Annotated in this window: 13 protein-coding genes; 2 read left to right on the top strand and 11 right to left on the bottom strand. The window is 55.2% G+C overall.

Annotation, left to right across the window (positions count from 1 at the left end; all coding sequences use genetic code 11):
* Positions 1-4: 4 nt before the first annotated feature.
* The 3 genes from ACXAE6_RS04170 to ACXAE6_RS04160 are packed head-to-tail and all read right to left on the bottom strand — an operon-like array spanning position 5 to position 3,802.
* Positions 5-1,711 (bottom strand): putative bifunctional diguanylate cyclase/phosphodiesterase, encoded by a 1,707-nt coding sequence (locus ACXAE6_RS04170; protein WP_475144911.1) that lies wholly within the window; start codon positions 1,709-1,711, stop codon positions 5-7.
* Positions 1,708-2,148 carry a response regulator gene (locus ACXAE6_RS04165; RefSeq protein ID WP_475144909.1) on the bottom strand — a complete coding sequence of 147 codons (441 nt, stop codon included), beginning with the start codon at positions 2,146-2,148 and terminating at the stop codon, positions 1,708-1,710. Before ACXAE6_RS04165 ends, ACXAE6_RS04170 begins: the two co-directional genes overlap by 4 nt.
* Complete coding sequence (locus ACXAE6_RS04160; RefSeq protein ID WP_475144907.1) at positions 2,138-3,802, bottom strand: sensor histidine kinase; 1,665 nt, start codon at positions 3,800-3,802, stop codon at positions 2,138-2,140. Before ACXAE6_RS04160 ends, ACXAE6_RS04165 begins: the two co-directional genes overlap by 11 nt.
* Positions 3,803-4,138: 336 nt before the next feature.
* Here ACXAE6_RS04160 and ACXAE6_RS04155 point away from each other — a divergent pair, with 336 nt between their 5' ends.
* Positions 4,139-5,425: a hypothetical protein gene (locus ACXAE6_RS04155; protein ID WP_475144904.1), complete on the top strand. Its 1,287-nt coding sequence runs from the start codon at positions 4,139-4,141 to the stop codon at positions 5,423-5,425.
* 55 nt (positions 5,426-5,480) lie between these two features.
* On the opposite strand, the gene ACXAE6_RS04150 is transcribed toward ACXAE6_RS04155, so the two are convergent.
* Genes ACXAE6_RS04150 through ACXAE6_RS04140 form a run of 3 tightly spaced genes read right to left on the bottom strand, consistent with a single transcriptional unit; the run spans position 5,481 to position 10,296 of the window.
* Positions 5,481-8,591: an efflux RND transporter permease subunit gene (locus tag ACXAE6_RS04150; RefSeq protein ID WP_475144902.1), complete on the bottom strand. Its 3,111-nt coding sequence runs from the start codon at positions 8,589-8,591 to the stop codon at positions 5,481-5,483.
* Positions 8,591-9,802, bottom strand: coding sequence for an efflux RND transporter periplasmic adaptor subunit (locus tag ACXAE6_RS04145; RefSeq protein ID WP_475144900.1), 1,212 nt, complete (start codon positions 9,800-9,802; stop codon positions 8,591-8,593). Before ACXAE6_RS04145 ends, ACXAE6_RS04150 begins: the two co-directional genes overlap by 1 nt.
* A 47-nt stretch (positions 9,803-9,849) precedes the next feature.
* Complete coding sequence (locus ACXAE6_RS04140) at positions 9,850-10,296, bottom strand: GbsR/MarR family transcriptional regulator (protein WP_475144897.1); 447 nt, start codon at positions 10,294-10,296, stop codon at positions 9,850-9,852.
* A 467-nt stretch (positions 10,297-10,763) separates the two neighbouring features.
* Here ACXAE6_RS04140 and ACXAE6_RS04135 point away from each other — a divergent pair, with 467 nt between their 5' ends.
* Complete coding sequence (locus ACXAE6_RS04135; RefSeq protein WP_475144895.1) at positions 10,764-11,438, top strand: trypsin-like serine protease; 675 nt, start codon at positions 10,764-10,766, stop codon at positions 11,436-11,438.
* Positions 11,439-11,530: 92 nt separating this feature from the next.
* Here the strand turns inward: ACXAE6_RS04135 and ACXAE6_RS04130 are convergent, their stop codons facing one another.
* The 5 genes from ACXAE6_RS04130 to ACXAE6_RS04110 are packed head-to-tail and all read right to left on the bottom strand — an operon-like array spanning position 11,531 to position 14,131.
* Entirely contained in the window at positions 11,531-12,073 is a 543-nt protein-coding gene (locus tag ACXAE6_RS04130) for a hypothetical protein (RefSeq protein WP_475144893.1), read from the bottom strand.
* 43 nt (positions 12,074-12,116) lie between these two features.
* Positions 12,117-12,704 carry a formyltransferase family protein gene (locus tag ACXAE6_RS04125; protein WP_475144891.1) on the bottom strand — a complete coding sequence of 196 codons (588 nt, stop codon included), beginning with the start codon at positions 12,702-12,704 and terminating at the stop codon, positions 12,117-12,119.
* Positions 12,701-13,816, bottom strand: a complete 1,116-nt coding sequence (locus ACXAE6_RS04120) for a GNAT family N-acetyltransferase (RefSeq protein ID WP_475144889.1) — start codon at positions 13,814-13,816, stop codon at positions 12,701-12,703. The genes ACXAE6_RS04125 and ACXAE6_RS04120 overlap by 4 nt, the downstream gene beginning before the upstream one ends.
* Complete coding sequence (locus tag ACXAE6_RS04115; RefSeq protein WP_475144885.1) at positions 13,813-13,965, bottom strand: hypothetical protein; 153 nt, start codon at positions 13,963-13,965, stop codon at positions 13,813-13,815. The genes ACXAE6_RS04120 and ACXAE6_RS04115 overlap by 4 nt, the downstream gene beginning before the upstream one ends.
* Entirely contained in the window at positions 13,934-14,131 is a 198-nt protein-coding gene (locus ACXAE6_RS04110) for a Com family DNA-binding transcriptional regulator (protein WP_475144883.1), read from the bottom strand. Before ACXAE6_RS04110 ends, ACXAE6_RS04115 begins: the two co-directional genes overlap by 32 nt.
* Between the last annotated feature and the right edge of the window lie 87 nt (positions 14,132-14,218).

Here is a 14,218-nt window from a genome sequence, read left to right as displayed (position 1 = left end):
GTGTTCACTTTGCTGAACCCAGCAGCCGGGGCTCAAGCTCTGCCAGGGGCATGGGGCGGTAATAGTGGTAACCCTGAAAATACCGGCATCCCTGTTGGCAAAGCAAGTCCACCTGCTCCGCCGTTTCGACACCTTCGGCCACGACTTCCAGTTGCAGCCCCTGCGCCAGCGACAGTATGGATTGGGTAATGGCCGGCTCAGACAGCTCCGGACCGCCTTTACCACTGACGAAACTGCGGTCGATCTTAATACGGTCCAGCGGCAGGTCGCGCAAGTAACGCATCGATGAATAACCGGTGCCAAAATCATCAATAGCAATGCGAATGCCGGCGTCTTTCAGTCGCTGCATCATCTTGCTGTAGACCGTACCACTGTCGATAAAAACCTCTTCGGTCAACTCAATTTCCAAAGCGCCATCCACCAGCTGATGCTGTTGCACACAGTCGATTAGATGATCGGCAAAGCCATTGAATTTAAGTTGGCGTGGCGAGACATTGATCGACAAGGGAATATGAATGCCAGCCTTTTGCCAGTGACCTACCAAACGACAGGCGGTTTCGATAACCCATTGGCCGATTGGCACAATCAAACCACAGCGCACGGCGATTGGGATAAATTCATCGGGTGACACCAACTGACCATCTGGCCGATGCCAGCGGATCAATGCTTCCAGGCCGGCAATCTGTTGGGTTTGAATATCGACCTGGGGCTGAAAAAACAGCTCGAACTCGTTATCAGCCAAGGCTTCGCGTAAGGCTTTTTCCAATTCCAGGCTACGCATTAATCGTTGCTGCAAATTCTCGGTGAAAAAATGATAGCGACCCGGCCCCAACGCCTTGGATTCATACAAAGCCATATCGGCTTTCTGCATTAGTTCAATCGGCAGCTCGCCGTTTTCCGGATACAGCGCCACGCCGATACTGACCGACACATCCAGGGTGGTATTGCTGATCGGTGCCGGCCTGCAGACTTCTGCGCAGACTTTTTCGACAATCTGGGTTACGTCATCGGCGGAGTTGATACCATCGAGCAGAACGGTGAATTCATCGCCGCCAATGCGTGCGACAAAATCACTTTTGCGTACCGAGCGTTTCAGTCGGTCACCCACCAAGGTCAGCAATAAATCACCAATATGATGGCCCAGACTGTCGTTCACATCTTTGAAACGGTCCAGATCCATAAACAATACCGCCAGTTGCGCATTGCTGCGAGACGCGCGGGCAATGGCCAACTCCATATGTTCCTCAAACAGGACTCTGTTACCAAGGCCGGTTAAATGGTCGCGCCGGACCAGTTCGGCAATTTCCTGCTCCGAATTTTTGCGTTCAATGGCATGACGAATGGTACGATCCAAAAAAGCGGTACTTAGATCATCCTTGGGAATAAAATCCGCGGCGCCTTGCTTCATTAGCATGTCATCCAATTCCGCTGAATTGCTGCCGGTCATTACCACTATGGGTTTGGTGCAACGAAGCTCGCGTGCCTGATGCAGAACATCCAGGCCGGAGTGTTCGCCGAGAAAATAGTCGAGCAGAATAATGTCGTAATCATCGTCGATCAGGATCTTCGAAGCCTCCGTCATGGTAGTCAGGTGGCGGACCTCATAGTCTGCCCGCTCACTCATCCGCAGGGCCGTTTTTATCAGCAGAAAATCCTCATTATCATCTTCAACAATGACCGCACGAATGGTGTTTTTAATTGCACTGCTCATGCCTTGCTCCTGTCACCAAACCAGTACTGATAGACTGAACTTAAAATGTTGTCTAAGGCATTGGGATCGTCGGGTTTACTGATGTAGGAATTGGCATTTAATTCATAACAGCGGCGGATATCGTCGGGTGCATCGGAGGTCGAAAAAATCAGGATAGGCAGGTCCACCCAGTTTGGATTCGACTTTAAACGCTGCAGGCATTTACGGCCGTCCAGGCGTGGCAAGTTCAAATCGAGGAATATGATGAGTGGCGGCACTTCGTTAGGCAGGGCGCCATCGTCGATAATGTCGTTTAGATAATCAAAGAGGGCGTCACCGTCATACAGGCTGATCACCTCCAGAGGAACATCAGCACGCCGGATGGCGGTTTTGACCAGCAAAATGTCTTCAGGATCATCGTCGACCATAACCAGCTTGCGCTTAACATCAGTTGTCATGAACGACCTCCGTCGGTGCTTCCGTCTGGGGCTGTCGTACCGGTAAATCGATAATAAAAGTGGTGCCCTCCTGGTCGCGCCCGTTGGCCATGATGACGCCGTTATGCCGATCGACAATTTTCCGGCAAATCGCCAATCCCATGCCGGTGCCGGGATATTCCGAACGGCCGTGTAATCTTTTGAAGACCTCAAAAACCTGTTCGTTATAACGTGGGTCGAAACCAATGCCGTTATCGCTGATCACCAGACGGTAACGTTCATCGGGCAAGGCTTGGCCCTGTATCAGAATATGAGGCGTCCGCTCGGGGTGACGATACTTCAGGGCATTGCTGAGCAGGTTCTGCAACAATTGTCTGAGCTGGCTACTGTCGGCATCAATTCGTGACAGTCCGCCGACTTCAACAGTGGCATTGGTTTCTTCGATAGTCAGCTGCAGATCAGCCTTAACCTGTTCCACTACCTGAGCAATATCAGTCTCGATAAACCGACGGCCCTGAGAGGTAATTCTGCTGTACGACAGCAAGCTTTCGAGCAGTTCACGCATGCGTTCGGCGGCACTCACAATGTAGTGTGTGAACTCCTGACCTTCGCTGGTGAAATTGCCGTAGTCATTGCTTAACAGTAAGCGCGAAAAGGAAATGATTTTACGCAAGGGTTCGCGTAAATCATGAGAGGCAATAAAGGCGAATTCCTCCAGCTCTTTGTTGGAACGTTCCAGTGCTTCATTGTGTTGTTGAATGCGTTGTTCGTAACTGCGTCTTTCGCTGACATCGACAATGGACGCGATGATTTCTCCACCCTCACCGCCACTGATTGGATTCAAACCAATTTCAACCGGCACAGCAGTGCCATCCTGACACAGGCCGAACAAATCCTGACGGTCACCCATCATGCGTTTGGAGGGAGACGCGCTGTAATTAAGGCGACGCGCTTTGTGCTCGGGGCGATCCGGTCGGGGCACCAGATCCTCAACACAATGCCCCACCAGATCGGCGTAACGAAAGATACTGTTGGCGGTGGCATTGGCCTGCAGAATATGACCACTGGGCGACACCACGATCATGCCATTAGGTGCGGATTCGAAAATACTTTCCAAGCGTTGCCGGATGCGATGCGCCGTCATGACCTCCGCTTCCAGCGCCTCTTTGGCCTGTTCCAGTTCGCGGGTGCGTTCGCTGACGGTACGCTCCAGCGATTCATTCATCCGGAAAATTTCGGTTTCAGCACGCAGGCGCAGTTGCATCTCTTCATTCAGGCTATGGTTGCGTTCTTCCAGCTCAGCCGGACTGGGAATCTGCATCAACCTGGGTAATAACGGCCACAGCAGAATGGCGGTCACGACCGACACCACCGCTGTCAGCAATTTAATCAGCCCTTCAAGATAGTAATTACCATTCCAGATGTTCCACAGCGCGAGAAAGTGAGTGGTGCCACAGGCGACAATAAAGAGCGCAAACAGCTTGAACATCCAGCTGTATTCGAAGTTGGGTCGTTGACGCCACAACACCAACAACGCCAGTGGAATGGAGTAATAAGCCAGCGCAATTAACAGATCGGAGCCGGCATGCAGAATGAGCAGATCGGGCCGCCATAAGAAACACATGCCATGAGGCATGAATTGAATGTCCTGGAAGTACGTCGAGATGCTGGCCATAGGCACTCCTTTGACGCCGGTTAAGGCGTAACCTGCCAGGCAATGAGTGGCAGCTCCTGATAGCAATCGATTAACGGTTAACCCGGCCGACGCCAAAGCACTGTAACTGCACAGTGCTTGGTGCAGTCTAGTCAGTGTCTGGGTGCTTTTCCAAAGCCGGCCAAAATTGTTTTCGTACGGTGATCGGGTTCAAGAGACCGTGCGACGCCTTTGTTATATGATTGCGCCTGGGATAAAGGTATAGGGATTTAATAGATGTCGACTAAAGGGAACCTGTTTTTTGTTCTGTGCTATGCGCTGACACACCTTGTTATGGCGTTTGGTCTGGAGCGGTCAATGCATTCTGGCGATGTGCAGCTGTACTATCGCTTTGCGCTGGAAACCTGGCAATCGATAACCCATTTTTCGCTCTTTAGCGGTGGTTTTGATATTGAATATCCCCCGCTGACGGCGTTCTTTGTCACCGTGCCATTGGCGGCTGCAAAGTTGCTGGGGAATCAGGTTGAGTTTGCGGTCTGGCATTTCTTCTTCAAATTATTTTATTGGCTGATCGACCTTGGTGTGATGCTGGTGCTGCTGAAGTATCTGGCGCAAAGTCCGCTGAAGAATTCAGATCGCTGGTTGTGTTTTGCGTCGCTCTATCTGATGTCACTGGTGTTGGCGCCGTTATATTTCGATCGCTTGGATGTGTTGCTAGGCGCACTGATTTTTGCCGCCTTGGTTTGCGCATCATCGGCCGCGAAAAACTCTGTTTGGCCCTGGTTCTGGTTATCCGTTGGCGTCTGTTTCAAACTGATTCCGGTGCTGCTCGGGCCGTTGTTCTTAATCTGCTTTATCGCCCTGCGTTTCAACCCAAATAATGGACTGTCGCTGGCACGTATTATAGTTACTGAAACGGGTCGTGCAGGTGCTTTTTGTATGGCTGTTTGCTTTGCATTAATTCTGCCGTTCCTACTGTTGTGGGGCACCGATCTGTTTGCGTTTTTAAGTTATCACAGCGAACGCGGGTTGCAGGTTGAATCGACCTATAGCAACCTGATTTTGTTGTTGCATCATTTGTCTGGTTTGTCAGCGATGGTCAGCCTTGCTTATGGCTCGTTCAACATCAATTCAGCCCTGGACGGGCCTTTGCTGATGATCAGTTCGGTATTGTTGTTCGCTGTTTTACTCAGCTGTTATGGCTACGCAGCTCAGGTGTTCTATCGGCTGGCTAAGGTCGGAAAATTTGATGATCGGCGTCGTGCCATCGAACTGTTGGCAACATTGGTCTGCCTGTTATTACTCGGCGCTATTCTGACTGCCAAGGTATTCTCACCGCAATATATGTTGTGGTTATTTCCCTGCTATGTACTGGTCGGTAACGACGGTCGAGCAGCGACTCTGTTTCAGGTAATGTTGCCCTTGGCTTGTGCGTTAACCACGCTGATATATCCGCTGACTTATGAGCGGGATTTTATTCAGGTAGGTTTGGCCTGGACTGAAGATGGTCAGACGTTCTGGCCAGCGCCCACTGTCTTGGCGACGGTATTGCTGACGTTGAGAAATCTGGTGCTGGTGATTGCCGTGGTTGCCCTGCTGGGCGTTGTTCGACGTCATGTTTTAACGGCTGAACGTCCAGGCTGAAGGCAAAAAAAAGCCCCGCTATCATGCCGGGGCTTTTGCCCAGACCTTCAGCATATTAGCCGTGATCTTCCGCTGACTTCGGCAGGAAGCGCCGTGCAAAAACGGCAAACTGTTCGATGTAGGTAACCACCACGGGGACCACCACCAGGGTCAGAATGGTCGAGCTGATCAGGCCACCAATAACCGCATGGGCCATGGGCGCATTCTGGCCGGCGCCTTCGTGGATATTCAACGCCAGTGGCAACATGCCGAAGATCATCGCCAGGGTGGTCATGATGATCGGACGGAAACGCGTCATGCCCGCTTCGACCAACGCATCGTACAGATTCAGGCCGTGTTTGCGTCCCTGGTTGGCGTTATCGACCAACAGGATGGCGTTCTTGACCACCAAGCCCATCAGCATAATAAAGCCGATGATGGAGTAGATGTTCAGGGTGCTGCCGCCCACCAACAGACCAAGCATAACGCCGATCAGCGCCAGTGGCAGCGACGCCATAATGGCAATCGGCTGCAGGAAACTGCCGAACTGCGACGCCAGAACCAGGTAGATAAAGACAATCGCCAACAGCAAGGCCTGACCAGCGGAAGCGGCGGTCTCAGCCAGTTGTTCGGCATCGCCGCCCATGGAAATGCGGTAGCCGCTGGGCAGGGTCATGTCGTTGATGGCTTGCTGAATTTGCGGTGTTACTGAGCCCAGCGGAACACCGGCCAGGTTGGCGCTGAGCGTTACCTGACGCGACAGATCCAGCCGGCTGATTTCCGACGGACCGGTGGATTCGACAATGTCAGCCACCTGATCCAGACGCACCACCGCCGAACTGCCGGTGGCGCCACTCTGACTGATCGGCAGGCGCGCCAGGCTGCTCACGTCACTGCGCAAGTCTTCCGGCAGACGCACCACCAGAGTGTGGTTTTCACCGTTGGGTGCGGTCCAGTCGGACACTTCTTCACCGCCGACCAAAGGTCGCAAGGTCGCGCCGATCTGTTGCAGGCTGACACCCAGATCGCTGGCCGCTTCACGGTCGATGCGAATGCCAATGATCGGCTGGGCCGCGTTCAGGCTCGACTCGATATCGGTGATGCCGTCGATCTCCGCCATGCGCGACGCCAACTCATCAGACAGCCGTTCCAGCGTAGTGAAACTTTCACCGTAGAGGTTGACCTGAATCGGCGCACTCACACCGCCAAAGCCGCCGGCAGCGCCGACACGTACGGTTGCACCGGCCACCTGTTGCAAGGCGTTGCGTACTGGAATAGTCATTTGCTGAGGCGTGCGCTCGCGCTCTGATGGTTCGGTCATCGACACCACTAGGGTGGCGCTGGTTTCACCCTGAGCACCGGCACCGGCGTTGATGGTGGTGTAGGTGCCGGTGACTTCCGGGAACTGGCGCAGGATGGCGTTAACCTGGCGCACCTTGGCCGTGGTGTAGTCCAGGTTGGAACCTTCCGGCGTTTCCAGATCGACCTGGAATTCGCTGTTATCAACGGCGGGTGAAAACTCAAATCCGACCATGGGCGCCAGGAAAAAACTGCCAATAAAGGCGCAGAAGGCAATCGCCAAGGTGATGACGCGATGGCGCAAACTCCACTTCAAAACTGAGCGGTAACGCTGGCGCAAAGCATCGAACCAGCCATCGAATTTTTCTACACCGCGGCCGATAAAACCGCGCTTGGCGTTGGGCTCGGTTGATGGGTCGTACCAGACACTCGACAACATCGGATCGAGCGTAAAGGCGACGAACATGGAGATTGCCACCGCCACCGATACCGTCACCCCAAACTGCAAAAAGAAGCGACCGAGAATGCCATCCATAAAAGCCACCGGCAGGAAGACGGCGATGATCGACAAAGTCGTCGCCAATACCGCCAGGCCGATTTCGTTGGTGCCATCGAGCGCTGCCTGTTTGTGGTCTTTATTCATGTGCAGATGACGCATGATGTTTTCGCGCACCACGATGGCGTCGTCGATCAACAAACCAACGGCCAGTGACAGCGCCAACAGCGTCATCATATTCAGCGTAAAGCCGAGGAAGTGCAGCGCAGTCATGGTGCCAATGATGGAAATCGGCAGCGTTAAACCGGTGATGACAGTGGAGCGCCAGGAGTTCAAAAACAGGAAGACGATCACCACCGCCAGCAGCGCACCTTCGACCAGCATATTGCGCACCGTGTGGAAGGATTGTTCGACCGGTTCGGCGTTATCGCGCACCACTTCAATGTGCACGCCATCGCGCGCCAGTTCCTGCTCCAGTTTATCAATTTCCTCACGCACCGCTTCGGCCACGGCGACGGTATTGGCGCCCTGCGTTTTGACGATGTCGATGGCCAGCGCCTGTTCATCATCGAGCAGCGCCAGACTGGTCAGTTCAGAAACACCCGGCACGATGGTGGCTACGTCACCGAGGTAAACCGGTTGGCCACCCTGGCGGCCGATGATCAGTTTGAGAAAATCATCGAGCGACTGAATGCGGCCTTCCACCTGAATGGAGGTGACTTGCCGATCCTGGCGAATTGAGCCAGCCGGCAGATTCATATTTTCCTGGTTCAGTGCCGACACCACCTGACCGATGCCAACGTTAAAGGCCGCCAGTTTGTCCGGGTCGACCAACACATTCAGCTGGCTGGCCTGGCCACCAACGACGGTGGTGTTACCCACGCCCTGAATGATCGACAAACGCTGGGTGATGGTGTCTTCGGTCAGGGTGGTGAGTTCACCGGTGGTCAGTTCGGACGAGCTGACCGAGAGCGACATAATCGGGAACTGCGCCGGGTCGAAACGCCAGATCAGTGGATCGTCGGCACCGTCCGGAAAGGAGGCGGTGACGGTCGACATCCGGTCGCGCACATCCTGAGCGGCACGATCGGAATTAACCTCCAGATCGAACAGAATCACCACCAGAGCCTGGCCCTGACGAGCGGTCGATTCGATGCTGTCGATGCCGTTGATGGCGTTCACCGAATCCTCGATCGGCTTGATGATGTCGTTCTCAACCGCCTCGGGGGAAGCGCCCGGATAGGAGGTCACGACGGCCACGACCGGTACATCGATGTCCGGCATCTGTTCAATCGGCAGACGTTGGTAAGAGTAAAAACCAAACACCATGATGGCGACCATAATCATGGTCGCGAACACCGGTTGGCTGACGCTGATTCGGGTCAGAAACATCAGTTCGCCTCCATCAGGCGGACCTTATCTCCGGCCTTCAGTTCGGGCAGCGGAGCGGCTACATACTGAGTGCCTGCCGCCAGGCCCGAGGTGATGGCAACACGTTCGCCGCCGTTCCACAGTTCGCCGGTTTCCACAGCGGTGCGTGCTAATTCGTCGTTGTTCAGCGTCAGCACAAATTCGCCGTCGGCGTCTTCACGCAGCGCATCGACCGGAATCGACAAGGCGTCATCGCGCTGGGCGATCACAATTTCCACGCTGGCAAACATACCGCCGCGCAGACGCTCTTCCGGGTTAGGCACACGAATATAAACCGACGCCGTCCGGGTGCCGCTTTGGGCCACCGGATTGACGCGATCGACTTCGCCGGTGAAGCGTTCGCCGCTGATGCCGTCAACCTGAATCAGCGCGGTTTGGCCGGGTTTGATGCTATCGACCGCACGCAGTGGCACATTGGCGGCCAGTTCCATCGCCGATAGATCGACCAGCGTCATCAGCGGCGTACCCGTGGAGACATACTGACCGGCTTCGACCGAGCGACTGGCAATACGGCCAGCGACCGGCGCCGTCACAGTGGCATTGGCGAGCGCGCGTTCAGCGGTTTGGACCGCCAACTGCTGCGCCTCAAGATTGGCTTCCAGCGCAGTAACCTGAGCGCGTTGCGACTCGATTGACGACTGCGGTGTCATGCCGCGTTCACCCAGGGAGCGATCGCGTTCCAACTGGTTACGGGCGACAGCCAGATTGGCCGCAGTGGAGCGGGCGTTGGCGCGTTGTTGGTCCAGTGTTGAGGCCAAGTCATCGGTTTCCATGCGCAGCAACACAGCGCCGGCTTCGACGGCATCACCAGAACGCACCAACACCTCGGCGATGGGCGCATTAACCCGCGCCGCCAACTGCGTCGTAGCCAGCGGGCTTAAAGTCCCGGTGACTCTGACGCTTTGCCGGATCGAGCCGCGCTCGGCCGTGGCCACCTCGGTGGCATTCAATTGCATGGTGGGGACGTCATCGGCGTCTTCTTCACCGGCGCCGGAATCGTCACCGCCGCCGAGCACGACCATCAGCACCAGCGCCACAACGATGACACCCGCGACAATCCACGGCCAGCGACGGCGTGGTTGGGGAAAACCCTGGCGCAATGCTTCGGCCTTGCGTTTTTCGCGGCGGCTCATCGCCCAGTCGGGCTTGTCGTCGAGAGGTTGGTTGGACATAACGAATGACCTTAAGTCGAGTGATTGTTTGCTGACGATGTTGAGCGTCAGTCCAATTCCGGCAGTTGATCGAACATCTGCCGTGCGGTTTCGGCGGAGACCCGGTAACACTGGGCCAGACCCTGAATGCGTTGCTTCACCTTCGACGAATCGTCCGGCAGCAAGGGCAACATGGTTTCAATCTGTTCGGCACGGACCAGAAAACGCTCGGTCATGGTCCGGCTCATCTGACGGTAGAGGTCAGGCACCAGGGCGTAGCTGTCCTGCCGGTTCGAGCGCTTGATATGCTCGATCACACCGATGCTGGCCAGCCGCCGCGCATTGGTGCTGGCGCTGGCTTTGCTGATCTCCAGACGCTGCGCAAAATCGTTCAGCGTCAGCGCCCGACCTTCCACCAGCAGCAAACCGAACATCCGCCCGCCAATGCGGGGCTCGCCATCGGTTTGGCTGATCAGGCCCATCAGTTCAACGAAATCGTCGTAGGTATTTGGCATAGGGGTTCCTCAAGTCTGGCAAAGGTAGGCGCGCTCCATCGTTCAGTCAATACTGAACGATGGAGCCATAAGTCATGACTTTCGTAGGCGTGGAACTTTCATAGGAGCTGCGTTTTTATAGAGAGAACTGAATCACCAGGAATTTATAGGCAGGTATGTCATGGCTAATGTCTTTTTTATCGTTAGAAAATAGATAACTAATCGTTTGATTTTTAATTTTGTTCAAACGAATTTTCAAACGAAAAATTCTGTTAACTAAATAGAGTTCTAATGCCAGGAGCGTTCAGGCCAATAAAGCTGCAGTTTATGATTTTAATGGTGTCGTATCTGTCCCCTTCAGCATAAATTAAGCCTTCTATTTCTTCGCTTTGTGGAGATAATTGCCTGCGTTAGCTGTCGCTCATTCAAGGAGAGAGTGAGTGGTGATTGTCGTGATTAAAATATCACAGTAAGGCAGGGATCAGGCTTTGAAAAAATTCATCATTTTGGCCGCATTATTATGCTGTCAAGCAGCAAGCGCACACCAAACGAATACACCTAGAATTGTAAACGGCGACGAACTAGCAGGTGAGGAAGGTCAGTTTTTTGTCGCACTGATGGAACCATTTAGCTGGTCCGGAAATGGTGGTGGTGAACATTGGAACCCTCTCTGTGGTGGTGTCTATCTTGGTGATGGACTGGTATTGACAGCTGCCCACTGTGTTGAAGTGATTCCCGAAGGTGCGACCTTTGCGGCCTTGATTGGTAACCCGAATGCGACAAGAAATTCAGTCGGTGATTCGTACATGCAGTACGAATACTGCACTGATCCTAGCGCCAGTGGTAACCCGATCTGCAAAACCGCCCCGAGCGATGGTCTATCCAATGTAGGTGACTTCGAAGGCTTCTTTTATACCGGTTATCTTGCTTATACAGGTGATGAACAACTAGAAGTTACCAAGTCTGATTCAACTGTGTTGATCCACCCGGACTACAGAGGGCTTTCTACTGGCAATGACTTGGCGCTGATTAAATTCAAAGTTCCCGCTATTGATCCAGTGCATATCGGACTGCCCGATACCGATATTTTTCGGGTTGGCGATACCTATAAAGTTATTGGTATGGGCGATACCTTGATCGACAGCTGTAGGCGCGCGCGATAAATCTTTGCTGCGCGCGCCATATTTAAGTTTTTCTGTTCTTGCCTACTGAGTAAATGAGTTTCAAAAACTGGTCAATGTAGTGCACGACCGAGTTAGCTTCCCTTGCTTAAGTCTTCCCCCAATTTGTTATCCGCTTCGGGTTCAGGTTGAATGCGAGTCAAAGCAGGCTTTTCGTTGTACGAGTGTAGTAAGCCTATATAGAAGGTACCGCCTCTTTCGAAATATTCATCTACGTCCTCTTGGTACACCATTCCTCGCCAGACATCGCCTGCTTGCAACTTATGAGGAATAACCCCGTCTTCAAAATGTGTGAACCTAATATGTGAGTGCATTTTCCTTCGAAGTAACCGGTCAAACTTGCCCTCATATCTCACCATCACCAAGCCGACTAATGTGGTTGCCTGTGTTCCATTATTGGAAATGAATACAGCGACCATTTTGTCTGACCTTACAGGGACTCCACCGACACTAAGTGTCAGATGCTGAGCCACCCTTACTCGCAACTTCGGCCCTTCTTTAAAGTACCGAAACACTTGCCACAATAGACTAATAACACCCGTCAACGTGGCCACAATCAATGCTAGGTCTTCCAGGCTAAAAGCTTCAGCAGCCGCTGCGGCTTCGGTTGGTGTCATGGTGCGCTCTGGTCGGTTGGGGGTGGGTGTAGGCTACTATAGTTCACGGCTTAACCCGTAACCGCTCCCTCTCAAACGCCGGCTCCCAACTAGCCAGGGCTTCGTTTTGAGGCTCGCCTGGTAACACTGCGCCGGCGTCCAGTTCGGCTAACACCTCCGCAAATAAGCGCAGGCCCATTGGGCCTAGTTCGCGTCGCCATAGGGTGGTGGCGGTGTCGTTGGGGTGGATGTGGCACCAGGCTTGGCGGACGATGGGGCCGGTGTCGGCTTGGTCGTCCATCCAGTAGAGGCTGCCGCCGGTGATCGGTTCGCGCATGTGGATGGCCCAGCGGATGGCGTCGCGGCCTCGATGTCGGGGCAGCAAGCTGGGGTGGTAACCCAGGGCGCCCAGACGGGCTCGCTGGCGAACGTCGGTGCTGATGTAGCTGTGCGCATGGGCGGCCAGGATGAGGTCGCACGGTGGGCAGTCGTTGGGGTGATGGCCCAGCGGTATGCCGGCGGATTGGGCTACTTTGGCCAGGCGGTCGGTGTCATTTGGGGCGATGGCCATTAACACCTGGTGTTTGCTTTGCCGGCACTGCCTGAGCAGTTCGGCGGCGAGCCACTGCTGGCCAATGATGACCAGCTTCATGCGTCCGGCCCCAGGTAGCGAAACCCCTGCACAGCGCGAAAGTGGCCACCAAACCCGCTGCCGGATACGGCCGCTCCTTTGCGTTGCCGGCTGTGTGCCAAACTGCGTGCGCTGCGCACTTTGCTACCGCCGGTTAAGGCGGCTGAGACTTGCGTCCAGTGTGGGTGACGACGCAGGGCCGCTGCCAGGCCGGGGTGGCTGGTGTGAAACAGGGTGCGCAGTGGCAAGCCATAGCGGTTGTGGCCAGCCAGCCAAAGGTCGCACACGGCGTTGAGGAAGCGCACGCCCACGCCGGCGCCTTGCCATTCGGGCATGACGACTAAGCGGCAGGCGCGCGCTTCCACCAGGCCTGGCCGGGTGGAAAAGGCGACGTGGGCAACCGGCTGCCCGTCGATCCAGCCGGTGTAGTGGCTGGCGGCGATCATCGGCGGCAGCTTTAAATAGTGATGCGTTTCAAAGGGTTGGTAGTCGCGTTGGCGGGCGGCGTGGATGTCGAGTTCGAGCTGAGGCCGGGGCCGAAGCCACCCCCATTGAAACTGGCCGGTGGCGGTGTTGAACACCCAGTCGGGTTGCAGCCAGTCGAGGATGTCGTGGTGGCACGACAGCAACACCGCCCGCCCCTGGGTGCGGCGCCAGGCTTTGGCGAAGGCGCTGGCGCCAATGCGGGCGATCTGCCGGTCGATCACCGAGCTGAATTCATCCACCACGGCCAGGGCCGGTGCTTCGCACACCAGGCGCGCTAAGTTGGCGCGGAATTGCTCGCCGGTGGAGAGCACCGGGTAGGGCCGCAACCAGGTGGGCACGCTGCCTAAGCCCACGGCTGATAGGGCGGCGGCCACCGCATCGAACGAGCCGCCAGGGTCGATGGCGTCGATGATGGCTTGGCGGCTGGGCCAGGTGGGTTGGTACAGCGGGCCGAGCTGCTGGCCGATGGAGCTTTTGCCGCTGCCTGATGGACCAACCACGACGCCCAGTTGCCAGGGCTGATCTTCGATGGGGAGGTCGGCGTCGAGGTCGAAGCGGTGGCCGCTGTCGACGTTGAACAAGCTTTTAACCCGAGCCGCTCGGTAGCTTTGAAAGTCGGGGCTGCGGTGACGGATGCACACCTTCATACGCACACCACCTTCAGTTTATAGCCCTGCTTTTTCAGTGTCTGGTAGGCGGCCTGCTGCGCGGCTTCGTCACGGCAGACCACCACCAGGCCATACTTGGGTTTGTAGTGAAAGCCATTACGGCCGGGCGCTTGCTTTGGGGTTGGCATGGGTGCCTCCACAATCGGCAGTCGGGCTGCGCGCATTAGGAGGCTCGGTGGCCTTCGATTCGATGGTGTTAAAGGTGCCGCAACGCGGACACTTAATCTGCAATTGATAGATGCCTTCGACCATCGCCAGTTTGCGCTGGCAATGGCCACAACGTAGTTCTTTCACGATCAGCAAACCCGTTTCAATCTGGTAATCTAACCCGGCTCTCGCGAGAGCGGAGGGCCTGGCCTGGTTTGCAGCCGTTACTGCGGA

This window comes from Saccharospirillum sp. ABV4_185, assembly GCF_056159245.1.
The sequence above is the reverse complement of the archived record's forward strand: the minus strand, read 5'-3'. Positions and strand labels throughout refer to the sequence as shown.